We start from the raw sequence: 26,569 nt of genomic DNA, 5'->3' as shown, positions 1-26,569 counted from the left end.
GCAACGCCCTCAAGGAAGGTCTGTTGCCGGTCGAGTTGGAATTGAAAGCCGTCGAAGAGTTGTGGGACCTGGTCGAAGCGGATCCCACCACTACCTCGCGGTTGGGCTGCTGCTGGTCTGGGGAGGCAGCAGCCTGGGCGACGCGCTGGGCGGCGCCCTGGACAACCGGGGCGTCCTCTGGGCACAACTCGTGCTGGGCGTGGGAATGCTGGCGCTCAGCTTCCGCTACGACGGCAAGCGGCGTCCCCGTACCGGTGGCGTCCTGCGCTGGCGGGACCGGGCCACCGCCGGAGATTCCTCGGCCCGCTGGTTGGTCGGGCTCGCGCTGCTCGCGGCGCTGGCCGAGGTGGCGACCATGCTTCCGTACCTCGGTGCGGTGGGTCTGTTGGCCACCTCGGAGGTGGGAGCGGCGGGCGTGGTGGCGCTGCTCGCCGGGTACTGCCTGGTCATGGTGCTGCCGGCGGTGCTGCTGCTGGGTGCCAGAGTGGTCCGCCCGCGACTGGTCGAGCCGGTGCTGGCCCGCCTGAACACCTGGATCGTCACGAAGGCGGGCAGCGCGTTGGGCTGGATCCTCGGCATCGCCGGTTTCCTGGTCGCCCGTGACGCCGCCGCACGGCTGGCCCTGTTCGACCTGATCGACCGGATCGGTCGCTGACGGGACGCTCGGCTCAGGCTGGCTGCTCCACGGTGATCCGGTGCGGCCCGGTGTAGACGTTCATGGTCCGCCCGCGCAGGAAGCCGACAAGTGTCATCCCCGCCTCGTCGGCCAGTTCCGCGGCGAGGGTGCTCGGGGCGGACACCGCTGCCAGCAGCGGCAACCCCGCCATCCACGCCTTCTGGGTCAGCTCGAAGCTGGCCCGCCCGGAGACCAGCAGCAGGTGCCCGGCGAGCGGCAGCCGGCGTTCCCGCACGGCCCAGCCGATCACCTTGTCCACGGCGTTGTGCCGGCCCACGTCCTCCCGTAGCACCACCAGCTCACCGTCGGGGGTGAACAACCCCGCCGCGTGCAGCCCGCCGGTCCGATCGAAACCGCGCTGGGCGGCGCGCAACCGGTCGGGCAGCTCGGCGAGCAGCGTGGCCGGGACGCTGAGCGGGTCCTCCGCGACCGGGAAGAGCGACCGGGTGCGTACCGCGTCGATGCTGGCCTTGCCGCAGACACCGCACGAGCTGGTCGTGTAGAAGTTCCGGGACGGGTCGGTGGTCGGTTCCGGTACGCCGGGGGCGAGCACCACGTCCACCACGTTGTACGTGTTCGGCGTCTCCGCGCCGGCGCAGAGTTGCGCGGTCAACACGTCGTCGGTCGACCGGATCAGCCCCTCCGTCAGCAGGAACCCGATGGCCAGGTCCAGATCGTCGCCGGGAGTACGCATGGTGACGGCGAGCGGCCGGCGTCGGCCGGGGCCTGCCGCGCCGACCCGGATCTCCAGCGGCTCCTCCACGGCGAGCGTGTCCGGTCGGCGGATCGACCCGCGTCCGGCGGTCGCCGCGTCCAGGTCGATCCGGAGTACGCCCCGTCGATCAGTTGCCCGTCCCATCCCGCCATCCTCCACCCCCCGCCGGCACACCCGCACGACCACCGGCCATCGGGCACCCGGCGGCGCCGTCCGACCGATGCCCCTCCGATCCGGTCTGCCGGCGGCGCACAGGGCGTGATCCACTCGTGTTCCTTGAAGTCGGGGTGTCCCCGGCACCGGGACACCGCGATTTCGGCGAATCCGAGTGGATCATGCTGTTCGTTCGCCGCGCTGGGTTTGCGCAGCCGCCCGACATCGGGGTGGGACCGGTCCCGGCTACGGTGGCCGGGTGGGGACGTACGCCGCCGTGGTGCTCGCGGGTGGGGCCGCCCGACGGATGGGCGGGCTCGACAAACCCGCGCTTCCGGTCGGCGGCCGGCCGATGCGCGACCGGGTGCTGGCCGCAGTCGCCGACGCGACGCCGCGGGTGCTTGTCGGTGCGGCCGACGCCGTGCCGGCGGGCGTCCGGGTCGTCCGGGAGGACCCGCCCGGCGGGGGCCCGGTCGCCGCGGCGGCGGCCGGGTTGGCGCTGCTGGACACCGACGTCACCTTGGTCGCGCTGCTCGCCGCCGACCTGCCGCTGCTCACCCGGGCCGCGATCGGCGATCTCCTGCACCACCTCGATCGGACGACCCCCGACACCGGTTCGGCGGGCGGCCGCACCGATCCGGCACCGCCGGTCCGTGGCGACCTCGCCGCACCGTTGATCCGTGACGGCCTCGCTGAACCGCCGGCCCGCGACGGCCTCGCCGCACCGTCGGCCCGTGACGGCCTCGCTGAACCGTCGGCCCGCGACGGCCTCGCCGCACCGTCGGCCCGTGACGGCCTCGCTGAACCGCCGGCCCGTGACGGCCTCGCTGGCGGTGAGCGGCGACCCGACGGGGCGTGCTTCGTGGACGGGGACGGGCGGCGGCAGTCGCTCTGCGGCGTCTGGCGGGTGACCGCGCTGCGGGCAGCGGTGGACCGGTTGGCGGTCGAGCGGGGCGGCAGCTTGTCCGGGGCCCCGGTCCGAGCGTTGCTGGCGGGGCTCGTCGTGTCGGAGGTGGCCTGGTCCGGCGAGGGCCCGCCGCCGTGGTTCGACTGCGACACTGACGAGGACGTACGCCGGGCGGAGGAGTGGGCGCGATGACGGTGATGGACGACTGGGTCACGGCGGTGTGTGCCGAGTTGGATCTGGACCCGACCGCGGTGCCGGTGCCGGCGGTGCTGGATCTGGCCCGGGACGTCGCCCACCAGGTGCTGCGTCCGGGTGCGCCGGTCACCGCGTACCTCTTCGGGTTGGCGGTTGGCCGGGGCGCGGACCCGGCGGACGCCGCGGCCCGGCTCAGCGCGCTGGCGGGCGCCTGGCCGGTCGAGCTGGGCGCCGACCCCACGGACCCGACGGCCCCCTGACCGCCGCTGTCCGATCCCGGTCCGGGCTGATCCGACCCACGGGCGGCGTGGGTAGGGTGATCGTGACGGACGGAGGCGATCATGACGGCTGACCACCCCTCGGCGCCGCACGGTGAGCTGCCCGGCGCTTCGACTGAGCCGGCGGAATCGATCTTGCTCGACGAGCCCAGCACCACCGACCTGCGGGCGAAGGTGACCGAGGCGTGGCGGGAGTTCGCCCGCGCGCTCGCCGTACGCCTGCGGGAACTTCCCGTCGGCGCACACCTCGACCTGACCCTGGACCCCACCGCCTCCGGCACCGGGGACGCTGTCTATTCGATCAGCGTCGACGTGGACGCGGACCGGGTGTTGTCCGCCCGTGCGGTCGGCAACGCCGCTCTGCCGGCGGGTTACCGACTGGACCGGGGCGCGGTGGCGGACATGGTCGCGCTCGGTTGGTCCCCGCCCGGGGTGGTCGCCGGCTCTGGCGGTTCCTTCGGGCTGAACGCCACGACGGCCGAGTCGACCCAGGTCGCCACCCTGCTCTCCCGCACGCTGCGGGACGTCTACGGTGCTCCGCACCCGGCCTTCCTCGTCTATCTGGTGCACGACGCCGAGGGCGAGCCGTTGGCAGTGGAACCGCTGGGCACCGCCCGCAGCGAGTTCGGTCCGGACGCCGACGTCGAGGCGGACCTGGAGGAGGCGTTGGCCGAGGCGGCCGCCGCGCAGGTCGAGCAGGACGACGTGCTCGACCTGGCCGATCGGGTCCGAACCGTGGTCTCCACCATGTTGAAGTCGGACACCGACCGGTTGCAGATCGACTCGGACGGCGACATCACCATCCGCGCCGGCTCGGCGATGGTCTTCGTGCGCGTGCGGGACAACCCGCCCCTGGTGGACGTCTTCTCCCCGGTGCTCACCGAGGTGGAGCCGACCGAGCGGCTCTACGTCAAGCTCTCCGAACTGACGAACCGGATGCCGATCGGCCGCCTCTACTGCGCTGACGACACGGTGTGGGCGTCCATCCCGGTGTTCGGCCGCAACTTCCAGGCGACCCATCTGATGCTGGCCGTGCAGGTGATGACCGGTCTCGCCGACGAGTTGGACGACCGTCTGCACGGCGAGTTCGGTGGCAAGCGGTTCTTCGGTGAGGGTGACAAGCCGGTCCGACGCGACGAGTCGGAGCACCGCACCGGCATGTACCTCTGAGTTCGATCAGGCCACGTCCAGCAGGGTCTTGCCGACCGTCGCGCGCGCCTCGATGGCGGCGTGCGCGTCGGCGGCGCGTTCCAGTGGGAAGCGTTGGCCGATGAGCGGTCGCAGGTGGCCGGCCGCCGCGTCCGCCAGGGCCTGTTCGGTGTACGCCCGCAGCCGGGCCGGTGGCACGTCCGGGCGGATCATGGTGACCTGCCGTGCCGTGGCGGCCTCCGTCGACACCGGGGACCACTCCCCGCTCGCCAGCCCGAAGCTGACCATCCGGCCGCCCGGCGGGAGCAGGTCGAAGGCGGCCCGGGCCACCGAGCCACCGACCCCGTCGAGCACCACGTCGACCCCGCCCACCGCGGCGCGGACCTGCTCGGCCCACTCGGGCAGCAGGTAGTCGACGGCCAGCTCGGCGCCCAGGCCGGGTAGCAGGTCCACCTTGCGTCGCCCACCGGCCACGCCGATCACCCGTGCCCCGGCGCGGACCGCGAGTTGCACCAACAGGCTGCCGACGCCGCCGGCAGCGGCCTCCACCAGCACCCGGTCACCGGGGTGGACGCCGACCGCCTCGATCAGCATGGTGGCGGTCCGCCCGTCGGCCAGCAGTGCCACCGCCTCGTCCAGAGCCAACCCGGTCGGCACCGCGATCGTCGCCGACGCGTCCACTGCCGCGCGTTCGGCGTAACCGCCGGAACCTCCGGTGGCGCTGACCACCCGCTGCCCGCTCAGCGCCGGGTCGACGTCCGGCCCGACGGCGGTGATCACCCCGCCGACGCCGTTGCCGGGGATCAGCGGTGGGGTGATGCGGAACGGGCCGGGGTGACCGGCGCGCAGTTGGGTCTCGACGAAGGTGATGTTCGCGTGTGCGACGTCGATCAGCACCTGGCCGGGACCGGGGACCGGGTCCGGCGCGGGGCCGGGCACCAGCACCTCGGGCCCGCCGAACTCACGTAACCAGATCGCCCGCATGACAGCCCCCTCGGCCCCGATGGGCTGCCTCGCCCACTCGGGGCCAGTCCATCTCCTCAACCTGGGTTGAGGTCAAGAGGTGCCGGCGGACGGGCCGACGCCGGGCGATTCGACCAGCCGGGAGAGCACGATGGTGCTGCGGGTGGAGGTCACGAAGGACTCGGCACGCAGCCGCTCCAGTGCCGCCTCCAGGTGGGCGATGTCGGCGGCGCGCAGGTGCACGAGCGCGTCCGCCTCCCCGGAGACGGTGTACGCGCCGACCACCTCGGGGTGCCGGCGGGCGGCTACGCCGATCTGCGCCGGGGTGGTCCGGCCGGCGCAGAACAGCTCGACGAAGGCCTCCGTGGTCCAGCCGACGGCGGCCGGATCAACGACGGCCGTGAATCCCCTGATCACGCCGGTGGCGCGCAGTCGGTCGACGCGACGTTTGACCGCCGGGGCGGAGAGTGACACCCGGGCACCGATGTCGGCGTAGGACGCCCGGGCGTCCGCGACGAGTAACGCAATGATCCGCTGGTCTACCGCGTCTATCTGCAACGTTCCGCCTCTGGGAAGCAACGCTTGTGGCTGTTTTCAAAGTTCTACGGTACCTACTCTTGGTGACCGTGAACCAGCAGCGTTTCCCGCGAAAGCGGACATATCTCATGTGCTCGCCGGAGTACTTCGCGGTCGAGTACGCGATCAACCCGTGGATGGACGTGACCACCCCGGTCGACCGGGCCCTGGCCGTCAAGCAGTGGGACCGGCTGCGCGAGACGCTTGTCGGCCTCGGCCACGAGGTGCACCTGCTCACCGCCGAGCAGGGCCTGCCCGACATGGTCTACGCCGCCAATGGTGGCTTCGTGGTGGACGGCAGCGTCTACGGCGCCCGGTTCAAGCACGAGCAGCGGGCCGCCGAGGCCGCCGCCCACCACGCCTTCTACGACGCGCAGGGCTGGCGGTTCATCGCACCCAGCGAGACCAACGAGGGTGAGGGCGACTTCGCGTACGTGCCGGAGGCGCACGGCGGGCTCATCCTGGCCGGGCACGGCTTCCGTACCGAGATCCCGGCGCACGCGGAGGCGCAGGAGGCGCTGGGCCGTCCGGTGGTGTCGCTGCGCCTGATCGACCCCCGCTTCTACCACCTGGACGTGGCGCTCGCGGCCATCGACGACGCGAATGTCGTCTACTTCCCGGGCGCGTTCTCCGCGGCCAGTCAGCGGGTGCTCACCCAGCTCTTCCCGGACGCGGTGATCGCCGACGACGAGGACGCGATGGCCTTCGGTCTCAACCTGGTCAGCGACGGCGCGAACGTGGTGCTCAACAGCGAGGCCACCCGCCTGGCCGGCAAGCTCAAGGCGGCCGGGTACACCCCGGTCCCGGTTGAGCTGGCCGAGCTGAAGAAGGGCGGCGGCAGCGTGAAGTGCTGCATCGCCGAGCTGCGGCACTGACCCGCGAACGTGCCGGGGCCGGCCTCCCACTGGGAGACCGGCCCCGAACCGTGCTCCGGGTGGGCGTTCAGCCCAGCGTGGCCAGCTCGTTGATCAGCACGTTCGACATGACCTGACCGTCGCGCTGCACCTCGCGCAGGTACCACTTCTGCTGCGGGGTACGCGGCTGGTTGAACTGCCAGATGCCGCGCGGGCTGTCGATCTGGCCGATCTTTCCCAGGGCCAGGTTGACCTGCTGCGGCGTGGGCTTCCCACCGGTCAGCTGGATGGCCTGGTCGAGCACCTGCGCCGCGTCGTACGACGCCATCGCGTACGTGGTGGGGGTGACCTGGTACTTCTTGCGGTACGCCGAGGCGAAGACCCGGTTCGACGTGTTGTTCAGGTCGGCCGAGTAGTTCAGCGCGGTCTGGATGCCCAGCGCGTTGTCCTTCAGGTTCTCCAGCACCGCGCCCTCGGTGAGGAAGCCGGGTGCGTAGATCGGCCCGGCGAACTTCTCGCGCAGCTGCTTGATGAACTCCACCGCCGCCGCTCCGGCGAAGAAGCAGAAGACCGCTGTGGGCTTCTTGGCCAGCGCCCTGCTGATGTCCGAGGCGTACGTCGTCTTGCCGGGGTTGGAGGTGGCGCTGGTGTAGGTCACCGCGTCGCGGATCCGGGGGTCGTTCGTGCCGAAGTCCTCCCGGAAGCCGCGGACGACGTCCGGGCTGCCGACGTTCTCCGGCATGATGATCGCGACGCGGCCGTTCGCCGGCAGCTGGTCGCGCAGGTAGCGGCCGAGCGCCTTGCCGGCCTCGTCGAGCACGTACGAGGTCCGCCAGATGTAGAAGACGCTCTGCAGGCTGCTCGGTGAGGCGTTGGAGCCGATCAGCGGGACCCGGGCCTGCTCAACGGTGTCCCGGATGCCGACCATCACCGCCGAGTTGACCACGCCGGTGAGTGCCAGCACGCCCTGCTTGAGCAGGCCCTCGACGGCAGCCTTGCCCGTCTTGGCGGTGTCGCCCTCGTCGGCGGTCAGCAGCTCCACCGAATGGCCGCCCAGCCGCTGGTCGTGCAGGTCGAGGAAGAGCTGGAAGCCATTGGTGATGTCATCGCCGATGCTCTTGAAACCACCGGCCTGCGGCGTGATCAAACCGATCTTGATCGGGCCCCGGTCGGCGGCCGGCTCGGCGTCACCGTCTGAGCCGCACGCGGCGACGAACCCGGTGGTTCCGAGCGCGGCCAACAGTTGGAGCGCCCGCCTGCGATTCATCTGCGACACCGAGTTCCTTCCAGGGAAGCGTTGCAGGGCCGAACACCGCCCCAACGGCGTTCTACCTGGTCCGCGACGCTGCGTCAATGGCTAGTGATCATCGTGCAGGGACCGCAACACGGCAAGGACCTGAGGCCAGGCGACGGCCTCCGGGTCGATCAGCCCGAAATGCTCGCATCCGGGCAGTTCAACAAGGGAGATATCGGAACCCGCGGCACGTGCCTCCGCGACAAAATCCTGGCTCATCTCCACTGGAACCTGATGATCGTCAGAGCCATGAACGACTACTGTGCGTGTTCGTATCGGTACCAACATTCGTGGATCCGCCGCCGCGTACCGGTCCGGGACGTGCGCCGGGCCGCCGCCGAGCAGCGCGGCGACCGCGCCCGAGTCCAGATCCCGCCGGTACGCCTCGCCCAGATCGGCCACCGGGGCCAGGGCGAGCACTCCGCCCACCGTCGCCGGTGCGGTGCCCGCCACGTACAGCGCCAGGTGGCCGCCGGCGGAGTGCCCGACCAGGATCGGCGCGGCCAGGCTCACCCGGCCGGGCAGCGCCTCGGCCGCCAGCGCCGGCAGCTCGGCCACCCCGGTCAGTACGTCGGTGAGGGTGCCCGGCCAGCCGCCTCCGGGCTGCCCGGTGCGGCGGTATTCCAGCTGCGCCACCGGGCAGCCGTCGGCGGCGAGGGCTGCGGCCAGCGGGCCGGTGTGCCGTCGGTCGTACTCGGCCCGCCAGAAGCCGCCGTGCAGGACGACGACCAGCGGCCGGGCCGGCCCGGTACCCGCCGGAAGGCGCAGATCGGCCACCTGATCCGGGTGGTCCCCGTACGCCACCGTCCGGTCGGGCTCGGGGGCGGGCCGGGTCAACACGGCGCGCGGGTCGACAGGCATGGCGCGACGGTAGCGCGCCCCGCCCGGGTGGTTCGGCCCCGGTAGTCGGTCCCGGGCGGCATGGGTCGCGCCCGCTGGGTAAAGATGGACCCCATGACCGAAGCGCGCTCCGCTGGACAGAACGACGAGCCCGGCCCCGACGACTCCGGCCACTCCGGCACAGTGGTGGTGGTTGGTCCGGACGGCCGGCCGATCGGCACGATGCAGACCGACGAGGGCCAGGGCGAGGACCCGACCCGCCTGGTCGAACAGCCGGCCAAGGTGATGCGGATCGGCAGCATGATCAAGCAGTTGCTGGAGGAGGTGAAGGCCGCACCTCTCGACGACGCCAGCCGCAGCCGGATGCGGGAGATTCACGAGCGGTCGATCGTCGAGCTCAAGGAGGGCCTCGCCCCCGAGCTTCGCGACGAGCTGGAGCGCATCTCGCTGCCCTTCGCCGAGGACAAGGCCCCCAGCGAGAGCGAGCTGCGGATCGCGCACGCCCAGCTCGTCGGCTGGCTGGAGGGCCTGTTCCACGGCATCCAGGCGGCCCTGGTGGCCCAGCAGATGGCCGCCCGGGTGCAGCTGGAGCAGATGCGCGGCGGCCGGCAGGCGCTGCCCAGCGGCCCCGGTGGGGTCGTCCCCGGGATGCCGGGCATCGGCCAGCCGGGCGGCGGCGAGGGCCACAACACCGGTCAGTACCTCTGACCTCAGTCCACCCCGAAGATCTTCTCCAGGTACGCCGCCACGCCGTCCTCGGTGTTCGCCGTCGTCACGTCGTCGGCGACCGCCAGGACGGCGCGGTGCGCGTTGGCCACCGCCACACCACGCCCGGCCCAGGTCAGCATCGGCACGTCGTTCGGCATGTCGCCGAAGGCCAGCACGTCCGCCGCGGCCACCCCGACCTGGTCGCAGTACCAGGCCAGCCCCGCCGCCTTGGTCACGCCGGCCGCCGAGATCTCCACCAGCCCGGAGGACGACGAGTGCGTGGCCTCGGCCAACCCCGCCACCGCCGTGGCGATCAGCTCGGCGAAGACATCCGGGTCCTGCTCGCCGGCTCGGGCGAGGAGCTTCACCGCCGGGACGGAGAGCAACTCCTCCGGCGTCTCGACCGGTCGGATGCCGCTGGCGTCGGCGTCCCAGCGCAGGGGGTAGTGCTCCTCGTGCCGCATCTCCCGGCTGTCCAGGATCTCCACGGCGAAGCTGATTCCGGGCACCTCGGCCCGTAGCCTCCGGGCCACCTCGGCCAGGTGGTGCGGGGCGAGCGGGTCAGCCCGCACCACCTCGTCGGAGAACGGGTCGTAGACCACGGCACCGTTGGCGCACACCGCCGGCAGCGGTCGGGCGAGCTGGTCGTACACCATTTTGAGCCAGCGGACCGGACGGCCGGTGACCAGAACGACCGGCGTGCCTTGCGCGGAGATCCGCGCGAGCAGGTCGGCGGTGCGTGGGCTGACGGTGTGGTCGTCGCGGATCAGCGTGCCGTCGATGTCGGTGGCGATGAGGCGGGGTGTGTCTCCCATTACCGGGACAGTAGCCGGTCCAGATACACCGCCACCCCGTCGTCGTCGTTGCGCAAGGTCACCTCGTCGGCGACGGCACGCAACTCGGGGTGCGCGTTGGCCACGGCCACCCGCGACCAGCCGGCCCACTCGAACATCGGCAGGTCGTTGGGCATGTCACCGAAGACCAGCACATCGGCCGGGTCGACCCCGAGGGTCTGCGCCACCACTGTCAACCCGGTCGCCTTGTCCACGCCGGGCGGGCAGATCTCGATGAAGCCGAGCCCGGCCTGGGTGAGTGTGGCGACCTGCGGCGGGACGATCCTGCGGGCCACCTCCAGCAGCTCGTCCACGTGATGGTCGGCGGTCCGGGCAAACGCCTTGATCACGTCGCAGGCGAGGCACTCGTCGCGGGTGCGCGCCTCGAAGCGGTCCTGGTACGGCCAGCTTTCGTGGTAGTCGCCCCACAGCGGGGCGTCGTGCTCGTCGGACGCCTCGACCATCACGGTCAGCGGGCCGACCTCCGCCTCCAGATCGGCGAGGAGCCGAGCCAGAACCTCGGCGGGCAGCCGCTCGTCGCGGAGCACCACCGGGCCGCTCGGGTCGCTCTGGTCGACCACCCGTCCACCGCCGGCCATCACCAGGAAGTCGGCGGCGCGGATGTCGTTGCGGGTCAACTCGGTCAACCGAGGGCCGCGTCCGGTCGCGCCGACCACCGGGATTCCGGCGGCGCGCACCCGGTCGAGCACCCCATGGGTGTACGCGGAGACGGTGTCATCGCTGCGGACCAGCGTCCCGTCGAGGTCGGTCGCGATCAACTTGGGCAGTCCCGGGCGGGTCATGGTTCCTCCTTCGCCCGCCGCCGTCGCACCGCCAGGGTCAGGGAACCCGAGTCTCGGAGTGACGGCGGGTCAGCAACCGTACCTCGCGGAACGGGTCGCATCCATGACTTCCAGGCGAATCGGACGCCAACTCCCACCCGCTCCCGGGCGGTGGGCGGGTGAAGGGAGCCGGTCAGGGCTGGGAGTCAGGGCGGGCGAAGGGGGCGGCGGGGGTGACCGTCAGGTCGGCCGGAGACGGAAGGCCGTCCTCGATCGGGTCGGGGTCCCGGCGACGGCGCCAGGGGCGCGGTGCTGGCGCGTCGCCGGGCCGGTCATCGTCCGGTGGGCCGCCGAACACGCCGGGGGGTGCGGCGGGAGTCAGCCGCAGGGCGGCAGCGAACAGCACACAGGCGACGAACGCCATCACCAGCCCGCGGCCGTACTCGATCCGAAAGCCGTCCTCGAGCGAGTAGAAGAAGTTTCGCTGACCGGGGTTGTCGAGGCCCGCCGTGGCGGCCACCAGCAGCACCAGCAGGGCGCCGGCCAGGGTGAGGCCCGCCAGCCGGGCGTTCGGCCGTACGGCCGCCGTGCCGCGCAACGTCAGCGCCACGGCGCAGACGAGGGCGATAAGCCCGACCAGGTAGCCGACCCCGAAGCCACCGACCTCGGACACCCCGGCGGGCACCTCGATCGTCGTGTTGCCCTCGGGCCCACCGTTCGGCAGGCTCATCACCAGCCACTCACCGACGAGCGAGGCGATCGCGGCCACCGCGCCCAGACCGGCGAGCAGCAGGGGCAGCCGGGGATCCTGCGCGAGGTGGGCCAGGGACCAGGCGAAGCGGCGTCGCGGGGCCGGCTCGTCGGCACCCCACTCGATCACCGCCGGGGCCTCGGAGCGGTCGCCCTGCCGCGGGATCGGAAGCTCCTCGGACATCGGCCACCCTTCCGCCGGTCACGGACCTGGGTCGCATCATGGCACAGCAAGCTGGTGGTGACAGGGATCGCAGGGCTGGCACGCGCGCCGGTCTGTCGCCCGATGGTCGCCTTTCCGCTAGCGTTTGCCCCATGCCTATCCGTACCGCTTCAGCACAATGGCAGGGCAATCTCACCGAGGGCGCGGGCACCGTGCGCACCGGTAAGGGCGGCCTGTCCGGCAACTACTCCTTCAAGTCGCGCTTCGAGGAGGGTGAGGGCACCAACCCCGAGGAGTTGATCGCCGCCGCGCACGCCGGCTGCTTCTCGATGGCGTTCTCCAAGGCGCTTGCCGACGCGGGCTCGACGGCCACCTCGGTCGAGACCACAGCCAAGGTGCACCTGGACAAGACCGACGCCGGCATGACCGTGACCCGGATCGACCTGGAGACGGTCGGCCAGGTCCCGGGGATCGACGAGGCGGAGTTCCAGAAGCTCGCCGAGGCCGCCAAGGCCAACTGCCCGATCTCCCGCCTGCTCTCGCCGGGCGCCGAGATCACCCTCAACGCCCGCCTGGCTGCCTGAGCCAGCCGGCCCACACCGTACGTCCACGGAAGGAGCCTCCGCCCGGTTCCGGGTGGTCGCTTCTTCCGTGCATGTGCGGACGACAGTCACCGTCGTCCAGCACTACCGGGCCACGTGCCCCCGCGTCGGGCACAATGGGCGAGGTGCCGGTGGAGATGAGCCGTGAGCGCTTCGAGGAGTTGGTCGGCGAAGCCCTCGACGAGGTGCCCGAAGAACTACTCGGCCTGATGAACAACGTGGTGATCCTGGTCGAGGACGACCCACCACCGGGAGAGGTCGACCTGCTGGGCCTCTACGAGGGGCACGCGCTCACCGACCGCGGTTGGGGCTATTCCGGTGTGCTGCCCGACCGGATCTTCATCTACCGCCGTCCGATCCTGCGGATCTGCGACAACGACGACGACGTCATCGACGAGGTGGCGGTGACGGTGGTGCACGAGATCGCCCACCACTTCGGCATCGACGACGCCCGGTTGCACGCGCTCGGCTGGGGCTGAGCCCCGCCGCTCGACGTCCGCCCACCCGCGCCACACGAACGCGCCTGGCCGCCCGTCCGACGGCCGGTGCTTGCCGAGGTCGCCTACCGTCGGTGCAGCGAACGCGACCCTATTCAGGAGGCCCTTTCATGCGCAGCGAGCTGTTCTCCGCGGAGAATCTGGAGAAGGAGTCCGCGCAGCCCGGCATGCGGTTGCAGAACTCCAAGATGTTGAAGATCGAGCTCAACGGCGAGGCGATGGCCCGGGTCGGGTCGATGGTCGCCTACCAGGGGAATGTGCAGTTCCAGGCGTTGGGTTCAGGTGGGCTCGGCAAGTTTCTCAAGCAGAAGCTCACCGGCGAGGGCGTCCCGCTGATGAAGGTCACCGGGCAGGGTGACGTCTTCCTCGCCGAGCTGGCCAAGGACGTGCACATCATCGACCTGGAGCCGGGCGACGCCCTTTCCATCAACGGCAGCAGCGTGCTCGCCTTCGACTCCACCCTCCAGTACGACATCAGGATGGTCGGCGGCGCCGGGATGGCGTCCTCGTCCGGCCTCTTCAACTGTGTGTTCAGCGGCTACGGGCGGATCGCCATCACCACCAAGGGCACCCCGGTCGTGCTGAACGTGGACGCTCCGACGTACGTCGACCCCCAGGCCGCGGTCTGCTGGTCGGCCAACCTCCAGACCGGCTACCACCGGGCCGAGCAGCTCGGCCTCGGCACTCTGCTGGGGCGCCGCACCGGTGAGTCGTTCACCATGAGCTTCGCCGGTCAGGGCTTCGTGGTGGTGCAGCCGTCCGAGGAGCCACCGGTCCTGGGCAGTGGCCAGCAGCAGCAGGAGGGCGGTCTGCTCGGCGGTCTGCTGAGCTGATCGACAGTCGCGCGACGCGCACCTGATCCGTCGAGCTGACCGCGGCGGCGCGGGCGCTCCCGTTCCCTCGGGGGCGCTCCGCGCCGGTCAGGTCAACTCGCCCGTACGCAGGCGGGCCAACCAGGCCGCCGCGTCGGCGTAGTCGACGTCGGAGAGGCCCGCCGGCGCGGGCACCGGGCGTTCGCCTGCCTCGGCCCACCGGTGCCGGGGGTAGGAGCCCAGGAAGCGCACGTCGGCACAGACCCTGCGGAGCCCCTGCAACGCCTCGCCCAGGCGTACGTCGGCGACGTGGCCGGTGCAGTCCAGGAAGAAGACGTAGCGGCCCAACGCCTCGCCGGTCGGCCGGGATTCGATCCGGGTCAGGTTGACCCCACGGACGGCCAACTCCATCAGCACGGACAGCAGCGCGCCGACCCGGTCGTGGGCGATGAAGACCGCGAGCGAGGTGAGGTCGTCACCGGTCGGCGGGGGTGGCGGCCCGGGGCGGGACACCAGCGCGAACCGGGTCACCGCGTCGGGGTGGTCGGCGATCTTGTCGGCGAGTGTGGTGAGTCGGTGCCGGGAGGCTCCGATCGGTGCGCAGATCGCCGCGTCGTACTCGCCAGTGCCGGCACCGGCGGCCGCCGCGCCGTTGGAGAGCACGTCGACCACCACGGCGTCGGGCAGGTGGTTGCGCAACCAGCCCCGGCACTGGGTGGACGCCTGTGGATGGGCCGCCACGGTGCGGATCGAGGTCAGCGGGGTGTCGGGCCGCGCGGCGAGCACGAACTCCACCGACAGGATCACCTCCCGGGTGATCACCAGCGGCTCGCCCTCGGCCATCTCGTCCAGCGTGACGCCCACCGCCCCGCCGATCGAGTTCTCCAGTGGCACCAGCGCGGCGTCGGCGTCGCCGGCGCGGACGCTGTCCAGCGCCTCTCCGACGCTGCGAGCGGGCGTACGGGCGCCGCGCTCGGCGGCGGGTATCGAGCGCAGCGCCTGCTCGGCGAAGGTGCCTTCCGGCCCGAGGAAGACGAAACGTGTCGGCGGTGTTCCCGGCATGCCGATCAGCCTACGCACCCGGCCCGTTGGCCGGGCCGGCGTCGCAGGCGAGGGCGCGAATCCCGGCCGGACTGGTGGCGCGTACCTCGATGGTGCAGACGTCAGTGCCGGCGGTGACCAGCACCGGGGAACCGGGCTCGCCCCGGGTGACCACCTGGAGTTCCTCGTGCCCGGTCACCGTCAGCACTGTGAACTGCCAGTCGCCGGCGCAGAGCGGCCCGGTGCGGACCTGGACCCGGACGTTCGCCGGCAGCACTCCGGCCCTGCCGCGCAACAGTTGCAGCACCCGCTGGCCGGTCGGCCCGTTGCGGCAGGCCGTCGCGACCAATCCGGCGTCCGGGGTGGGCGTGACAGTGCCGAGAGACGGGGCGGTGGTCGGCGGGGTGGCCGGTGCGGTGCTCGGGGCGGACGGTGTCGGGGCTGCGGTGTGGGTGGGAACGCTCGTCGGCTCCCCCAGCCCGGGTGGGGCGCCACAGCCGGCCAGCGCCGCGACGGCGAGCGCCATCGGCAGGACTCGGGCGAGGCTCCGCGCCGGAACGCGATCGACTGCCCGGCCAGGAGCCGCCGGTGCGGGGTGGATCGTCGACCGCGGTGCGGGGGACGCGGGCGGGGGCGGGGTGAACGGCACGGGCCGATCCTCGGGACATCGGAGAATTCTTCGCGGCCGGGGTGGCCGAGCCCATCGTAGGGTGAGCGGCCGGTCGGGTGAAGGTCAGCCGGTGACGCGATGCCCGGCGCGCTGGAGCGCGGCCGTGCCCTCGGTCAACCGGACGGTCGGCACCAGCAGATAGTCGGTGTCGAACGTGGAGAACGTGACGGCACTGACCCGGGCCTCGGCGAGCGGGTCGACCAGCGCGGCCAGACTGCCGGTGCCGGCCAGCGTCACCGGGGCGGTGACCCGTAGGCAGCGCCAGGTCGTCTCCACCACGGCCTGTGCCGGCGCCCGCTCGGTCGGGCAGATCACGGAGATCCCGTCGGAGGTCCAGCTCACGGTCACCACGTCCGCGCCGCGCAGCCCGCTCGACAGCGCGTACGGCAGGGTGTTGCCGGGAGCCAGCCGGCACACAGCGTATTCCCCCGGCAGCAGAGCGATATCGAGCATGAGGGCACCCTACGGCCTTCGCGCAAACCCGCCCCGGCAACGCCGCGTGCGGCGAAGGACACACTGCGCCGCAGGTCAGACCTCGGAGAAGAAGGTGAGTGAGCCGGCGACGGTGCCGTCGGTGAGCACCGGGGTGGAGATCGCGTCAACTGTCGCGTCGGAGCTGTTCACGGAGGCGGCCTGCACCCTGAGTAGCCCCCGGGCGAGTCGGCCGGAGGAGAGCGCCAGCAGGGGCGGAATCTTGTCGATCTCGGCTTCGGTCAGCTCGCCGCGGTTGGCGGTGAAGTCGAGCAGGCGCAGCCCGCCATCGAGCAACGGTCGACCGATCAGCCCGGCCGGCTCACCGAGGCAGAGCAGTTCGCAACCGGCCGTGGAGATCGCCACCACCCGGGTGTCGGCGTCGATCAGCAGGCACGGCTCGTCGGCCCGGGAGACTGTCGACGACCATTGGCCGACATTGTCGGACTCCGGCTCTGTCGAGGCCCGCACCGCCGGCACGAACGCTTCCGAGAGCGAAAGTTCGACGTGGGCCACCGCGCCTCCTATGTGCACCGATCGACTGTCCACGCTAGCGGGTCGCCGACGGAATCACCGAGCGCACCGGGTCACCGGGGCGCGCAGCGTGAACCGCAGCGACCGGTGACGGCGCGGAGACCGGTGAGGTGAACGGGGGGACCGGAGCCGCGTGGCGTCGCCGGTGACGTTACCGGCGGTGGGCCGGCTTGTCAGCGGCCGTTCGGCCCTCGTCGTACCACCGGTAGTCGGCGGTTGGACGGTACGTGCCGTTCAGCCAGGTGCCCGGGTGCTGCGCGACCCGGGAAAGCTTCTCGGCGGTGGCAGGGCTGATCCGGCTGCCGCCGGCCACGAGCAGCCGGTCCAGTTCCCGGTGGGTGGCCATCAGGCAGTCCTTCGGAAGGCCGTAGACGCTGATCACGCCCGAACCGACGAAGGTCAGCACCGGTGTCACCGGAACGGGAAGCCCCACCGCCTCGGAGAGGGCCTTGCTGGCCCGCTTGGCGTCCCGGCGGGACTCGGCCACGTACGGAGGTCGCTTGCCGTTGATCTGCACCACGTCTCCGGCGACGAGCACCCGGGCCCGGCCGTGGTCGGCGATGGTCACGGCGAAGAGGCCACTCGGCCCGATGGCGAGGAACCCGGCTCGGTCGTCCTGACCGTGGTCGAGGACGTCTGTCACGTCGGTGCGCGGCCACTCGATCACGTGCCAGGAAGGCCCGAGGTGGTCGAGTTGGCCCAACGCCCGTGCCCCGGCCGCCTCCAGGCGGCGTGCACCCCGCTCAGCACGACGGCGGCGGGCCCATTCGAGCGGTGTCGGACGGACCGGTTCGAGAACCCCCGGCGCCTCGACGCGGGGGTGTGGCACCGCGACGGGCGGCAGTGCCCGAGCGGACGGTACGGCTCGTCGTGCGGGAAAGACAGTCATCGCGACCTCCGGCAAAAGGTCCCTCGAAGTTATGTCCTCACTACCCTACGTTGCCACTACCGGTGTTTTGCAAGCCGGAGCGCCGGAGTGACTGTGGATGAATGCCATATTCATCCACAGTTCTTTTCTCGGATGCCGCTAAACCCTGCCCTACGCTGCGGGAGTGACCCACTACGTCGACAGTGAAGTCGGCCGGCTCGGCACCGTACTGCTGCACCGGCCCGGCCCCGAACTGGCCCGGCTCACCCCGCGCAACAACGACTCGCTCCTGTTCGACGCGATCCCCTGGGTGGAGCGCGCCCAGGAAGAGCACGACGCGTTCGCCGCCGCCCTGCGCGAACGCGGCGTCGAGGTGCTCTACCTGGCCACCCTGCTGGCCGAGACGCTGGCCGTCGCGGACGCCCGGGCCGAACTCACCGAGCAGGTGCTGCGCTCCCGGCGGCTCGGCGACACGCTGCGCGCCCGCGTCGCCGACCACCTCTCCTACCTGGACCCGGCCGCGCTGGCCGACGTGCTCACCGCCGGGCTGGCCCACGAGGAGTTGCGGATCAGCTCCGAGCGGCCCGGTGGGCTGGTCTACACGCTGATGGACCGACACGACTTCGTCATCGACCCGTTGCCCAACCTGCTCTTCACCCGCGACTCGTCGCTGTGGATCGGCGACCGGGTCGGCGTCACCAGCCTGGCCATGCCGGCCCGCCGCCGCGAGACCACACTGACCGACGCCATCTACCGCCACCACCCCCGGTTCGCCGGCACCGAGTTCGTCTACCGCCCCAGCCTTGAGCACCTGGAGGGCGGGGACGTGCTGCTGCTCGCACCCGGCGTACTGGCGGTCGGGGTGGGTGAGCGGACGACCCCGGCCGGCGCGGAACGCCTCGGTCGGCAGGTCTTCGCCGCCGGCCTGGCCCACACCATCCTGGTGGTGCCGATCGCCCAGAAACGCGCCACCATGCACCTGGACACCGTGTGCACGATGGTCGACGTGGACGCCGTCCTGATGTACCCCAACATCGCCAGCACGCTGTCCGCGTACACGGTGATCGCCGGCGGGGACGGCGAGGACCCGCGGGTGGACGGGCCGGCACCGTTCCTGCGGGCCGCCGCCGACGCGATGGACCTCGACCTGCTCCGGGTCATCGACACCGGCCTGGATCCGGTCACCGCGGAGCGCGAGCAGTGGGACGACGGCAACAACACCCTCGCGCTGGCCCCCCGGCTCTGCGTCGGCTACGAGCGCAACACGGCGACCAACGCCCAACTGGAGCGGGCCGGCATCGAGGTGATCCCGATCGCCGGCTCCGAGTTGGGCTCCGGTCGGGGCGGACCGCGCTGCATGTCCTGCCCGATCACCCGGGACCCGCTACCCGTCGCCGGCTGAGCACGCGACGAGCGCAGCCGCCGCCGCGCGGCTGAGTGGACGACAGCGCCCGCCGCGCGGGGGCGCTGTCGTCCCCGGCTCAGCGCAGGGTGAGCTGGCGGCCGAGCAGCCCCTGACGGGCCCGCCGGCCGGCGGCGTCGAGTGGGTCGGTGACGGTGAGCGCCTCGGCGTACCGCTTGGCGAACTGCGCCACCGGCTCCTCCCACTCGGCGGCCGGGGTCTCCTCCGGCAGGTCCCAGACCGGCACGAGTCGACCGTGCGCGCGGAACATGCCGGCGAACTTGGTCTGCTCGCCGAGCGTCAACGTGCCGGCCGCGCCGAGTCGGGCCAGCGCGTCCAGGGCGGCGTCCTCGTCGTCCGGCAGCACCCAGCGCACGTGGGCCTTCTCCGGGACCTGACACCAGTACGCGGCCTTCGCCGCGGTCAGCCGGACCGTTGGGTAGATGGCCGCGTTCGCCCGCTCCAGCGACGCCTGGACGGTCGGATCGTCGGCGGCCCCGGGGTCGAGCCAGAAGTCGAAACCGTCGTGCATGGTGATGTCCAGCGGACCGTCCACGAGGATGTCCTGCAGCCGGGGCCCGGGGCCGGGCAGTGGCGCCACTGCCACCTGGCCGCCCGGCTCGGCACGCAGCGCGCTGAGCAACGCGTCGGCCAGATCCCGCGACACGTCACCGGACTGCTGGTGGCGCTGGAGGCCGATCAGCACCCGGCCGTCCGGCTTGGTGATCGCCGGGGCGGCCATGGGCAGCACCGTGGCGAGCGTCGCCGTCCGGTCGCCGAATTCGTCGACCAGGGCGGGCGCCAGCCGCAGCGGGGCGGAGGCGGCGGGCACCAACTCGCGCAGCGCGATCCACTCGGACTCGTCGACCAGCCCGTCGAACGGACGCGGCACGAAGACGTCTCGCACCTTGTCGCGACGAGGGGTGGTGTCGGCGGCGGCGCGCTGGCTCTTTCGACGCTTACTCACGGCGTCACAGCCTAGAGCTTCGAGCGGCTCGCCGTGACCGGGACCCGCCCGAGTCGTCCTCAGCCCGCCGGCACCAGGTCGGGTCGGGGTGTCGGCACCCTGTCGAACTCCGCCCAGACGCGCTGGCCCATGCCGTCGTGCTCGACGCCCCAACGGGTCGCCAGGCCGGCCACGATGTGCAGGCCGCGCCCGTCCGCCGCATCGGGGCTGGCCGTCCGGAGCCGTGGCCCGGTGCTCGCGCTGCCGCCGTCGGTGACCCGAAGCTGGATCAGTGTGCCCTCGGCCGAGGGCCGCAGTTGCCAGGCAACCCTGATGACGTCGCCGGGCAGCGGTCTGGCGTGCCGCACCGCGTTGCCCACCAGCTCCGCGAGCACCGCGATCAGGTCCGCGAGGATCGTCGGGGGTACGACATCCGTCAGCTCGGCGGCGAGCCGGTGTCGGGCCAGCCGTGCCCCGCCCGGGTGGTGAGGAACCACCACGCACCAGGCCCGATCCCTCGTTGCCGCTGCCACCGTCGCCTCCACGTCGCGCCACCCCTGGTCAACCGCGCGGTAGCCGCACCTCTGCGACCGTACCGCCGCCGGTCCTCGGACGTAGGGATACCCATCCATTCTGTTGTTCAACGATCCGGCGGACGAGATAGAGCCCGAGCCCGGCTCCGGGATAGCCGCGCCGGTCGCCGGACTCGCCCTGCCAGAACCTGTCGAACGCCCGTTCCACGTGCTCGGGTCGGATGCCGATGCCCTGGTCGCTGACCCGGAACGCCACCAGATGACCGTCGCCAGAGGCGGTGATCTCGATGGGAGAATCAGGTGCCGAGTACTTACCGGCGTTCGTCGTCAACTCGGTCAGCACCGTGGCCAGGCTGGGCCGGTGACCGAGCGCCTTGGGCAGGTCGCTCGGAAGGCGGAGCACCAGCCGGCGGCGCAGCTCGGCCGGCAGGTCGACGACGGCGGAGCGCAGCGCCTCACCGAGGTCGAACGGGGTGGGAGGGTCGTCGCCCGGCCCCACCTCGGCCGCCGAGCTGAGCAGACGGTCGACCAGCCGGGCCAGCTCGTTGGCGCGTTGCCCGATCACCCGGGCCGCCTGCCGTCGGTCGACGTCGGTCAGCGACTCCCAGTGGTCGGTGAGGGTGTCCGCGTACCCCTTGATGACGGTGACCGGGGTGCGCAGTTCGTGGCTGGTCACCGCGACGAACAGTTCGCGGTCGTGGTCGCGGCGCTGCTGGTCGGTGATGTCGCGGAAGGTGACCACCCGTAACGTTCCCGGGCCGGGCAGGTCGCCGGAGGTGATCCGCAGCCAGCGGCCGTCCGGCATCCGATGGTCCCGAACCTGCCCGGAGGGTGGCAGCGGGAACGGCAACGGGCGGCTCAGCGACTGCTCGACCGTCCGGCCGGTGACCTGGGCGGCGGCCGGGTTCCAGAGCCGGACGTGCCCGTCCCGGTCGACGACGGCCAACCCGTCGGCGAGGGCCGCCACCACCGGGCCGTCGCCGTGCACCGGCAGGCCACTCTGGTCGCCGTACATGTGCCCGACACAGGAGGCGAGGTAGGCGATCACCCCCTGCTGCTCGGCACCCGGCTCGTCGTCGCCCGGGTACAGCGCGTGCAGGCTGCCGACGGTGTGACCGCCGATCTCGGCCCGGGAGACGACCATCCGGCGCAGGCCGCTGCCGGCCAGTTCGGCGGCCAGCTTGCCGTTGAGGTCACTCACCCGCGCCTGGCGTACCCGTGGTCCGGTGAGCAGGCACACGGTGTCCGGGTCGTCGACCGCCAGTGGTCGACCCAGGGCCCACTCCGCCGCGCCGGTCGCGGCGATGACGCGACCGCCGGTGGGACCGAACTCGACGAACGCCATCCCGGTGGCGCCGAGCGCCGGCTGGGCCACCCGGAGCAGTTGGGTGAGGACCGGCACGCCCGCGTCCCCAGAGTTGATCATCTCGATCACGACGGTGTGGCCGGCGAGGAGAGCGGGGAAATCGATACGCTCCGGCATGTGCCGAGTCTGCCCCGCCGACCCGGTTTTGGGCACCCCCGCCCGGTCGATGGGTCAGCGGTCCAGCCGGGCGAGGGCGTACGCGGGCCGGTCGGTGATGATCCCGTCCACCCCCGCGGCCAGCACCAGCTCCAGGTCGGTCGGCTCGTTGATCGTCCAGACGTACACCTGGTTGCCGGCCGCGCGTAGCGCGGGCAGCAACTGCGGGCGACCCCGGACCAGGCCGATGCCCGGCCCGGCGATCCGGGTGCCGAACGGCAGCCGACCCAACCGCAGCCAGCGCGGCAGCACCTCCAGCAACAGCACGGTGGGCAGCGTCGGGGCCAGCTCACGCACCCGACGGACCGCCAGCGGGGAGAACGACATGACGGTGACCTGCACCGGGTCGTCCGGCGCGGGGTCGGCCAGCCCGTACCGGCGCAGCAGGCTGACCAGCCGCCGTTCCACGTTCGAGCCGTAGCGGGACGGGTGCTTCGTCTCCACCAGCAGTCGGACCGGCCGCCCGGCGGCGAGCACCGCGTCCAGGAGTCGGGCCAGGGTCAGCAGCCGGGTGTGTGACTCGTCAGGCGGCAGATCACCGCCCGGGGCACCGCCCGGGTGCCACGAGCCGAAGTCCAGGGCGTCCAGTTCGGCGAGCGTACGCGCGCTGACCAGACCGCGACCGTTGCTGGTGCGGTCCAGTCGTCGGTCGTGCACACAGACCAGGTGCCCGTCCCGGGTCAGCCGGACGTCGCACTCCAGGCCGTCGGCGCCCTCGTCGAGGGCGCGCAGGTACGCGGCGAGGGTGTGCTCGGGTAGGTCGAACGAGGCGCCGCGATGCGCGAAGACCAGTGGCCCGCCCATTGCGCCGGCCTCAGATGACCTGGCCGGGCTGCCCGTTCGCGTCGACCACCGGTCGGCCGACCGCAGCCCACTGGCGCATCCCGCCGTCGGCGTTGCGCACCTGCTCCCAACCGTTGTTGATCAGGTAGGCGACGACCTGGGCGGAACGCCCGCCGGAACGGCAGACGACCGCCACCTCCCGGTCGGTGGGCACCTCGGCCAGCCGGGCCGGCAGCTGCATCATCGGCAGGTGGTGAGCGGTGGGCGCGTGGCCGGCCGCCCACTCGTCGTCCTCCCGCACATCCAGCAGGTAGGTCTCGTCGGCGATCTCGGTCACGGGCACTGTGGGAACCTGGGGTCCGAACACAGGAAGCAACACTAGATCCTCGTGGCCCGGTTCGACACCGACCGGGCCGTCGGCACCGTCACAACCGGGTCACCCAGCGGGGGTTGGCCTGCGCCCAGGCCGGCACCCGGGTGTCGCGCAGCGCCTCGAACAGCCCGTTGCCGCCGTTGTCCAGCACCACGTACGAGACCTCGTCGATGGTCTGCGGCGAGGAGGGCACCTGGACGCCGCGCATGCCGTCGGGCGGCAGCGCGCGCAGCGCGAGGAGCAGGTCTTCCAGGGGTACGCCGTTGGTGTCCATGGTCAACGAGCCACCGACCGCCCGGAGCACCTGGTCCAGTTTGACGGGGTTGCTCCGCAGGTCCGCCCTGCCGGCGCTGTCCAACATCGCCCTGAGCAGTTGCTGCTGGTGGTGCTGCCGGTCGTAGTCACCGCCGGGCAGGTCGTAGCGCTGTCGGACGTAGTCGAGCGCCTGCGCGCCGTCCATCTGCTGGCAGCCGGTGGGGAAGACCCGGTTGGTGTGGATCGAGCGGACCTCGGTGTCCACGCACATCTCCACCCCGCCGAGCAGGTCGATGACCTTCCGGAAGCCGGAGAAGTCGATCAGCGCAGCGCCGTCGAACCGGATGCCGGTGAGCCGGTGCAGGGTGGCGGAGAGCAGTTGGGCGCCGGCCTGCCCGCCGCCGCCGTGCTCGTACGCGGCATTGATCTTGTCTTGACCACCGCCGAAGCCGTTCGCGGGCGGGATGGCGACCAGCAGGTCACGCGGGATGGAGACCAGGTACGCCTCCCGCTGCCCGGCGGGGACGTGCACGATGAGGATGGTGTCCGAGCGCTGGTCGGGGCCGCTCTCGCCCGGACGCCGGTCGGAGCCGACCAGGAGGTAGTTGAGCGGCCCGTCCAGGTCGGTGCGCTCGGTGCGGGCGTCGGCGTCGAGCAGTTGCTCCTTGGTCACCGTGCGGTCGTAGCGGTGGCTGAGCGTCTTGAGCCCGGCCACGGCGAGCCCCGCCAGCAGGACGAGGGCCAAGCCGACGCCGAGCAGGATCCGCGGCCCACGGGCGCGGGTCGACCGGGCGGACGGGGCTGCTTCGGCCCGGCCCGCTGCGTTCCGTCCCCACCTGGACGTGACCGCCTCCCCGCAGCCGATACGTGAAACCCGTTCACGTCAGGCTACGGGCGGTGAGGAGGTCGTCGCTGGCTTTCCGCGACTCCCGGCCTCACTTGCGGGTGGAGATCACCTCGGGGTGGGTGAAGACGAACTCGGCGAGTTTGTCCTGCTTGACCGCCTGGAACATCGCCAGGGTCTCTTCGTTCAGACCCTCGGTGTTGTTGTTGTTGGCGTTGAAGGTGCCGTTGTTGGTCTTGAGCATGGTCAGCTCGTTGCCGGTGACCCCGCGCATCGTGAAGATGAAGTCCTCGATTGGCACGCCGCCGGTGTCCAGCACGAACGCCTTGCCGGCCGCCTTGATCAGGTTGTTCATCTTGGCCGGGTTGGACAACATCCCGCCCTCGGTGGCCTTCTTCGCCATCGCCTTGATCAGCTGCTGCTGGTTGGCCTGCCGGTCGTAGTCGCCGTTCTTGAGGGTCTTGCGCTGGCGGGAGTAGTCGAGCGCGGCCCAACCCTCCATCTCCTGGCAGCCCTTCTTGTGCACCACCGGGGTCCGCTGCTTGCCGGTCTTCTTGGCGTCCGCGTTCCACATCGGCTTGCCGTCGACGTACGACATGTGCAGCGACTTGACCTCCTGGCTGACACAGATCCGCACCGTGCCCAGGGTGTCGATGACGTTCTTGAAGCCACCGAAGTTGATGATCGCCGCGCCGTCGAAGCTGATTCCGGTGAGCCGCTTGATCGTCTGGGCCATCAGCTGGGCGCCACCCTCCCAGCCGCCACCGTTGGCGGCACCGGCCTGGAACGCGGCGTTGATCTTTCCGGAACCGCCGCCGTAGCCGCTCTTCTTGAACGCCGGGATCTGCGCCTCGGTGTCCCGGGGGATCGAGATCAGGTACGCCTGGTCGTGCGTGGCCGGAATGTGCAGGACGATGATGCTGTCCGAACGCACGTCGTCGGCGGCCCAGCGCTCCCGCGCGTCCACGCCGAGCAGCAGCATGTCGATCGGGCCGTCCAGGCTCGCACCGCCCTCGGCGTCGGACTTGCCGGCATCACCCAGCAGGTTGCCCTTCGCGATGCCGCCGGTCGCCTGCCCGATCAACGCCTTGCTGCCGACGATGGCCACCCCGCTGCTCAGCATCAGCACGGCACCGAAGACGACGGTCAGCCTGGCCCAGAGCGGGTCCTTGCGCTTGGTCCGCTTCTTCGACCCACCGCCACCCGGGCGGTCGCCGCCACCGCCGCCACCGCCGCTACCCGGCGGACGCGAGCCCGGCCCGCCTCCCGAGGGGCGCGCCTGCGCGGGTATGGCCGCAGCGACTCGACCGCTGGGGGCGGCGGACCCGGAGGAAGAAGGGCGACGACTGGCCTGAACCGGCATGCGTGCTCCAGCTCGTGATCAGGAGGGGGCGGCACCACTGTACGTACATCAAATCGACTTGGCGAGTTCATCCCGGGTCAATCCGGACGTCGAATTTTGCAGACTCAGTCGATCGTCGCCGCTCGATGATCCGAACGGCTGGTGCCAGCCGGGCAGCGCTCAGCCGCCGTCGTTGCTCTTCGGCGGGTTCGCCTTGACCCAGTCGGCCATCGTGTCGGCGGACATGGCCTGGTACATCGCGAGCGCCTTCTCCCGGTCCGACACCACCACCGACTCGCCGTTGATCGTGTCGCTGCCCGAGTTCGGGCTGGTCACAAAGGTGAGGTTCTGGCCGCGCAGGTTACGGAACTGAAGCGCCATGTCTGTAACCGAGAAAGTCTGGTCGACGGTTACGGCCGCGGTCACCGATTTGAGGAAATCGTTCAGCTTCTTCGGGTTCGCCAGCGTGCCGGTGCTGGCCGCCTTGTCCATCAGGGCTCGGAGGAACTCCTGCTGGTGCCGCATCCGGGCGAAGTCACCGTCCGGGAACTGCTTGCGCTGCCGGATCCAGTCCAGGGCCTCCGCGCCATCCATGTGGTTGGTGCCCTTGGTGAAGGTCCGGTACGGCTTGTGGATCGAGGTGATGGTGCGCTCCACCTTCAGGTCCACCCCTCCGAGAGCGTCGGTGACCTCCTTGAAGCCGCCGAAGTCGATCGCCATCACGTGGTCGATCCGAACGTCGGTGAAGCACTCCACGGTGCGTACCGCCAGCGGCAGCCCACCGAACGCGAACGCTGCGTTGATCTTCGCGCGCGAACCTGAGCCGCAGTCCGCGCCGGCGCTCTCCGGGATCGGCACGTACAGGTCCCGGGGGATGGAGACCAGGTAGGCCTCCTGGTGGTCGGCCGGAATGTGCATGACGATGATCGTGTCGGCGCGCCACTGACTCTTGCTGTCGACCGGCGCGTCCGGGTCCCGTGAGTCGCTGCCGACCAGCAGGATGTTCAGCGCGCCATCGACGGTCTTGGCGGGCCGACCACCGGTGATCTCCGCGAACGGGTCGGTGCGGGCCAGGTCACTGTTGAGGTTGCGGGCGTACAACCAGGCGCCGACGCTGCCGAGCAGCGCCAGCACCAGCACCGCGGCCCCGGCCACCAGGGCGATCCGGCCCCAACGCGGTCGCGGGCCGCGCCGTCCCGACCCGCCGGTGCCACCCGGGCCGCCAGGCCCGGTCGGCC

The 26,569-nt window shown here is 71.6% G+C and carries 31 protein-coding genes and 1 pseudogene; 11 read left to right on the top strand and 21 right to left on the bottom strand.

All coding sequences use genetic code 11. From position 1 onward, the window contains the following. Together ABZ749_RS04570 and ABZ749_RS04565 are read left to right on the top strand one after the other, a co-directional pair. Positions 1-92, top strand: a pseudogene (locus ABZ749_RS04570) (3-isopropylmalate dehydratase small subunit); the annotation flags it as partial. Further along, positions 62-655 carry a GAP family protein gene (locus ABZ749_RS04565; RefSeq protein ID WP_357222668.1) on the top strand — a complete coding sequence of 198 codons (594 nt, stop codon included), beginning with the start codon at positions 62-64 and terminating at the stop codon, positions 653-655. The pseudogene ABZ749_RS04570 and the gene ABZ749_RS04565, both read left to right, overlap by 31 nt. A 13-nt stretch (positions 656-668) precedes the next feature. Here ABZ749_RS04565 and fdhD read toward each other — a convergent pair whose 3' ends face one another. Further along, complete coding sequence (gene fdhD / locus ABZ749_RS04560; protein WP_357222666.1) at positions 669-1,535, bottom strand: formate dehydrogenase accessory sulfurtransferase FdhD; 867 nt, start codon at positions 1,533-1,535, stop codon at positions 669-671. A 268-nt stretch (positions 1,536-1,803) separates the two neighbouring features. On the opposite strand from fdhD, the gene ABZ749_RS04555 reads away from it, so the two are divergent. The 3 genes from ABZ749_RS04555 to ABZ749_RS04545 all read left to right on the top strand — a co-directional run bounded on the left by ABZ749_RS04555 (position 1,804) and on the right by ABZ749_RS04545 (position 4,094). Next, on the top strand, positions 1,804-2,643 hold the full coding sequence (locus tag ABZ749_RS04555) for an NTP transferase domain-containing protein (RefSeq protein ID WP_357222664.1): 840 nt from the start codon (positions 1,804-1,806) through the stop codon (positions 2,641-2,643). Next, positions 2,640-2,906 (top strand): DUF6457 domain-containing protein, encoded by a 267-nt coding sequence (locus ABZ749_RS04550; RefSeq protein ID WP_355004496.1) that lies wholly within the window; start codon positions 2,640-2,642, stop codon positions 2,904-2,906. Before ABZ749_RS04555 ends, ABZ749_RS04550 begins: the two co-directional genes overlap by 4 nt. 81 nt (positions 2,907-2,987) lie before the next feature. Then, a complete protein-coding gene (locus ABZ749_RS04545) occupies positions 2,988-4,094 on the top strand; it encodes a hypothetical protein (protein ID WP_357222662.1) in 1,107 nt (368 codons plus the stop codon). 6 nt (positions 4,095-4,100) lie between these two features. Here the strand turns inward: ABZ749_RS04545 and ABZ749_RS04540 are convergent, their stop codons facing one another. Next, on the bottom strand, positions 4,101-5,057 hold the full coding sequence (locus ABZ749_RS04540; RefSeq protein ID WP_357222660.1) for a zinc-binding dehydrogenase: 957 nt from the start codon (positions 5,055-5,057) through the stop codon (positions 4,101-4,103). Positions 5,058-5,129: 72 nt separating this feature from the next. After that, positions 5,130-5,594 carry an Lrp/AsnC family transcriptional regulator gene (locus ABZ749_RS04535; RefSeq protein ID WP_030331732.1) on the bottom strand — a complete coding sequence of 155 codons (465 nt, stop codon included), beginning with the start codon at positions 5,592-5,594 and terminating at the stop codon, positions 5,130-5,132. Between the two features lie 59 nt (positions 5,595-5,653). Here ABZ749_RS04535 and ddaH point away from each other — a divergent pair, with 59 nt between their 5' ends. Further along, positions 5,654-6,487, top strand: coding sequence for a dimethylargininase (ddaH, locus tag ABZ749_RS04530; protein WP_355004492.1), 834 nt, complete (start codon positions 5,654-5,656; stop codon positions 6,485-6,487). Between the two features lie 67 nt (positions 6,488-6,554). Here ddaH and ABZ749_RS04525 read toward each other — a convergent pair whose 3' ends face one another. Together ABZ749_RS04525 and ABZ749_RS04520 are read right to left on the bottom strand one after the other, a co-directional pair. Continuing rightward, complete coding sequence (locus ABZ749_RS04525; protein WP_357222658.1) at positions 6,555-7,742, bottom strand: ABC transporter substrate-binding protein; 1,188 nt, start codon at positions 7,740-7,742, stop codon at positions 6,555-6,557. An 81-nt stretch (positions 7,743-7,823) separates the two neighbouring features. Next, complete coding sequence (locus ABZ749_RS04520; protein WP_357222656.1) at positions 7,824-8,621, bottom strand: prolyl oligopeptidase family serine peptidase; 798 nt, start codon at positions 8,619-8,621, stop codon at positions 7,824-7,826. 84 nt (positions 8,622-8,705) lie between these two features. Here ABZ749_RS04520 and ABZ749_RS04515 point away from each other — a divergent pair, with 84 nt between their 5' ends. Next, complete coding sequence (locus ABZ749_RS04515) at positions 8,706-9,308, top strand: bacterial proteasome activator family protein (RefSeq protein ID WP_355004489.1); 603 nt, start codon at positions 8,706-8,708, stop codon at positions 9,306-9,308. A gap of 2 nt (positions 9,309-9,310) precedes the next feature. On the opposite strand, the gene ABZ749_RS04510 is transcribed toward ABZ749_RS04515, so the two are convergent. The 3 genes from ABZ749_RS04510 to ABZ749_RS04500 all read right to left on the bottom strand — a co-directional run bounded on the left by ABZ749_RS04510 (position 9,311) and on the right by ABZ749_RS04500 (position 11,857). Continuing rightward, positions 9,311-10,123, bottom strand: coding sequence for an HAD family hydrolase (locus ABZ749_RS04510; RefSeq protein ID WP_357222654.1), 813 nt, complete (start codon positions 10,121-10,123; stop codon positions 9,311-9,313). Then, positions 10,123-10,944: an HAD hydrolase family protein gene (locus ABZ749_RS04505; RefSeq protein ID WP_357222652.1), complete on the bottom strand. Its 822-nt coding sequence runs from the start codon at positions 10,942-10,944 to the stop codon at positions 10,123-10,125. The genes ABZ749_RS04510 and ABZ749_RS04505 overlap by 1 nt, the downstream gene beginning before the upstream one ends. Before the next feature lie 172 nt (positions 10,945-11,116). Then, positions 11,117-11,857, bottom strand: coding sequence for a hypothetical protein (locus tag ABZ749_RS04500; protein ID WP_357222650.1), 741 nt, complete (start codon positions 11,855-11,857; stop codon positions 11,117-11,119). 131 nt (positions 11,858-11,988) lie between these two features. Here ABZ749_RS04500 and ABZ749_RS04495 point away from each other — a divergent pair, with 131 nt between their 5' ends. The 3 genes from ABZ749_RS04495 (at position 11,989) to ABZ749_RS04485 (ending at position 13,768) form a co-directional block, all read left to right on the top strand. Beyond that, the gene (locus ABZ749_RS04495; protein WP_357222648.1) at positions 11,989-12,420 is read left to right on the top strand and encodes an OsmC family protein; all 432 of its coding nucleotides are present in this window, start codon (positions 11,989-11,991) and stop codon (positions 12,418-12,420) included. A gap of 149 nt (positions 12,421-12,569) precedes the next feature. Further along, on the top strand, positions 12,570-12,917 hold the full coding sequence (locus tag ABZ749_RS04490; RefSeq protein ID WP_357193788.1) for a metallopeptidase family protein: 348 nt from the start codon (positions 12,570-12,572) through the stop codon (positions 12,915-12,917). 128 nt (positions 12,918-13,045) lie between these two features. Next, positions 13,046-13,768 (top strand): AIM24 family protein, encoded by a 723-nt coding sequence (locus ABZ749_RS04485; protein WP_112583872.1) that lies wholly within the window; start codon positions 13,046-13,048, stop codon positions 13,766-13,768. A gap of 87 nt (positions 13,769-13,855) precedes the next feature. On the opposite strand, the gene pheA is transcribed toward ABZ749_RS04485, so the two are convergent. The 5 genes from pheA to ABZ749_RS04460 all read right to left on the bottom strand — a co-directional run bounded on the left by pheA (position 13,856) and on the right by ABZ749_RS04460 (position 17,352). After that, entirely contained in the window at positions 13,856-14,809 is a 954-nt protein-coding gene (pheA, locus tag ABZ749_RS04480) for a prephenate dehydratase (protein WP_357222646.1), read from the bottom strand. Positions 14,810-14,819: 10 nt separating this feature from the next. Beyond that, positions 14,820-15,314, bottom strand: a complete 495-nt coding sequence (locus ABZ749_RS04475) for a hypothetical protein (RefSeq protein ID WP_357222644.1) — start codon at positions 15,312-15,314, stop codon at positions 14,820-14,822. 207 nt (positions 15,315-15,521) lie between these two features. Then, the gene (locus ABZ749_RS04470; protein WP_357193605.1) at positions 15,522-15,911 is read right to left on the bottom strand and encodes an ACT domain-containing protein; all 390 of its coding nucleotides are present in this window, start codon (positions 15,909-15,911) and stop codon (positions 15,522-15,524) included. Between the two features lie 75 nt (positions 15,912-15,986). Beyond that, complete coding sequence (locus tag ABZ749_RS04465) at positions 15,987-16,445, bottom strand: hypothetical protein (protein WP_357222641.1); 459 nt, start codon at positions 16,443-16,445, stop codon at positions 15,987-15,989. A gap of 169 nt (positions 16,446-16,614) precedes the next feature. Then, on the bottom strand, positions 16,615-17,352 hold the full coding sequence (locus ABZ749_RS04460; RefSeq protein WP_355004480.1) for a hypothetical protein: 738 nt from the start codon (positions 17,350-17,352) through the stop codon (positions 16,615-16,617). Positions 17,353-17,515: 163 nt separating this feature from the next. Here ABZ749_RS04460 and ABZ749_RS04455 point away from each other — a divergent pair, with 163 nt between their 5' ends. Beyond that, positions 17,516-18,733 (top strand): arginine deiminase, encoded by a 1,218-nt coding sequence (locus ABZ749_RS04455; RefSeq protein WP_357222639.1) that lies wholly within the window; start codon positions 17,516-17,518, stop codon positions 18,731-18,733. A gap of 79 nt (positions 18,734-18,812) precedes the next feature. Here ABZ749_RS04455 and ABZ749_RS04450 read toward each other — a convergent pair whose 3' ends face one another. The 8 genes from ABZ749_RS04450 to ABZ749_RS04415 form a co-directional block, all read right to left on the bottom strand. Next, complete coding sequence (locus ABZ749_RS04450) at positions 18,813-19,700, bottom strand: DUF5926 family protein (RefSeq protein ID WP_357193613.1); 888 nt, start codon at positions 19,698-19,700, stop codon at positions 18,813-18,815. 59 nt (positions 19,701-19,759) lie between these two features. Next, complete coding sequence (locus ABZ749_RS04445) at positions 19,760-20,179, bottom strand: ATP-binding protein (RefSeq protein ID WP_357222637.1); 420 nt, start codon at positions 20,177-20,179, stop codon at positions 19,760-19,762. Between the two features lie 61 nt (positions 20,180-20,240). After that, complete coding sequence (locus ABZ749_RS04440) at positions 20,241-21,695, bottom strand: PAS domain-containing sensor histidine kinase (RefSeq protein WP_357222635.1); 1,455 nt, start codon at positions 21,693-21,695, stop codon at positions 20,241-20,243. Positions 21,696-21,749: 54 nt separating this feature from the next. Beyond that, a complete protein-coding gene (locus ABZ749_RS04435) occupies positions 21,750-22,538 on the bottom strand; it encodes a glycerophosphodiester phosphodiesterase family protein (protein ID WP_357222633.1) in 789 nt (262 codons plus the stop codon). A gap of 10 nt (positions 22,539-22,548) precedes the next feature. Continuing rightward, the gene (locus tag ABZ749_RS04430) at positions 22,549-22,884 is read right to left on the bottom strand and encodes a rhodanese-like domain-containing protein (RefSeq protein ID WP_030331693.1); all 336 of its coding nucleotides are present in this window, start codon (positions 22,882-22,884) and stop codon (positions 22,549-22,551) included. Between the two features lie 58 nt (positions 22,885-22,942). Next, on the bottom strand, positions 22,943-23,890 hold the full coding sequence (locus ABZ749_RS04425) for an LCP family protein (protein ID WP_357222631.1): 948 nt from the start codon (positions 23,888-23,890) through the stop codon (positions 22,943-22,945). A gap of 190 nt (positions 23,891-24,080) precedes the next feature. Further along, positions 24,081-25,352 (bottom strand): LCP family protein, encoded by a 1,272-nt coding sequence (locus ABZ749_RS04420; protein ID WP_357193628.1) that lies wholly within the window; start codon positions 25,350-25,352, stop codon positions 24,081-24,083. A gap of 159 nt (positions 25,353-25,511) precedes the next feature. Beyond that, the coding region (locus ABZ749_RS04415; protein WP_357222629.1) for an LCP family protein at positions 25,512-26,569 on the bottom strand (1,058 nt) is incomplete at its 5' end.

The sequence above is a fragment of the Micromonospora sp. NPDC047753 genome, assembly GCF_040642735.1.
GTDB lineage: Bacteria > Actinomycetota > Actinomycetes > Mycobacteriales > Micromonosporaceae > Micromonospora.
Note: the sequence above shows the minus strand (reverse complement) of the source record. Positions and strands in the feature narration are given on the sequence as shown.

What these genes read in the sequence shown, in the direction of transcription:
- ABZ749_RS04510 (WP_357222654.1), bottom strand. Translation starts at nt 10,123, where the DNA reads ATGGGAGACACACCCCGCCTCATCGCCACCGACATCGACGGCACGCTG.
- ABZ749_RS04550 (WP_355004496.1), top strand. Translation starts at nt 2,640, where the DNA reads ATGACGGTGATGGACGACTGGGTCACGGCGGTGTGTGCCGAGTTGGAT.
- ABZ749_RS04440 (WP_357222635.1), bottom strand. Translation starts at nt 21,695, where the DNA reads ATGCCGGAGCGTATCGATTTCCCCGCTCTCCTCGCCGGCCACACCGTC.
- ABZ749_RS04515 (WP_355004489.1), top strand. Translation starts at nt 8,706, where the DNA reads ATGGACCCCATGACCGAAGCGCGCTCCGCTGGACAGAACGACGAGCCC.
- ABZ749_RS04470 (WP_357193605.1), bottom strand. Translation starts at nt 15,911, where the DNA reads ATGCTCGATATCGCTCTGCTGCCGGGGGAATACGCTGTGTGCCGGCTG.
- ABZ749_RS04545 (WP_357222662.1), top strand. Translation starts at nt 2,988, where the DNA reads ATGACGGCTGACCACCCCTCGGCGCCGCACGGTGAGCTGCCCGGCGCT.
- ABZ749_RS04485 (WP_112583872.1), top strand. Translation starts at nt 13,046, where the DNA reads ATGCGCAGCGAGCTGTTCTCCGCGGAGAATCTGGAGAAGGAGTCCGCG.
- ABZ749_RS04505 (WP_357222652.1), bottom strand. Translation starts at nt 10,944, where the DNA reads ATGACCCGCCCGGGACTGCCCAAGTTGATCGCGACCGACCTCGACGGG.
- ABZ749_RS04460 (WP_355004480.1), bottom strand. Translation starts at nt 17,352, where the DNA reads ATGACTGTCTTTCCCGCACGACGAGCCGTACCGTCCGCTCGGGCACTG.
- ABZ749_RS04520 (WP_357222656.1), bottom strand. Translation starts at nt 8,621, where the DNA reads ATGCCTGTCGACCCGCGCGCCGTGTTGACCCGGCCCGCCCCCGAGCCC.
- ABZ749_RS04475 (WP_357222644.1), bottom strand. Translation starts at nt 15,314, where the DNA reads ATGGCGCTCGCCGTCGCGGCGCTGGCCGGCTGTGGCGCCCCACCCGGG.
- ABZ749_RS04420 (WP_357193628.1), bottom strand. Translation starts at nt 25,352, where the DNA reads ATGCCGGTTCAGGCCAGTCGTCGCCCTTCTTCCTCCGGGTCCGCCGCC.
- ABZ749_RS04500 (WP_357222650.1), bottom strand. Translation starts at nt 11,857, where the DNA reads ATGTCCGAGGAGCTTCCGATCCCGCGGCAGGGCGACCGCTCCGAGGCC.
- fdhD (WP_357222666.1), bottom strand. Translation starts at nt 1,535, where the DNA reads ATGGGACGGGCAACTGATCGACGGGGCGTACTCCGGATCGACCTGGAC.
- pheA (WP_357222646.1), bottom strand. Translation starts at nt 14,809, where the DNA reads ATGCCGGGAACACCGCCGACACGTTTCGTCTTCCTCGGGCCGGAAGGC.
- ABZ749_RS04435 (WP_357222633.1), bottom strand. Translation starts at nt 22,538, where the DNA reads ATGGGCGGGCCACTGGTCTTCGCGCATCGCGGCGCCTCGTTCGACCTA.
- ABZ749_RS04495 (WP_357222648.1), top strand. Translation starts at nt 11,989, where the DNA reads ATGCCTATCCGTACCGCTTCAGCACAATGGCAGGGCAATCTCACCGAG.
- ABZ749_RS04540 (WP_357222660.1), bottom strand. Translation starts at nt 5,057, where the DNA reads ATGCGGGCGATCTGGTTACGTGAGTTCGGCGGGCCCGAGGTGCTGGTG.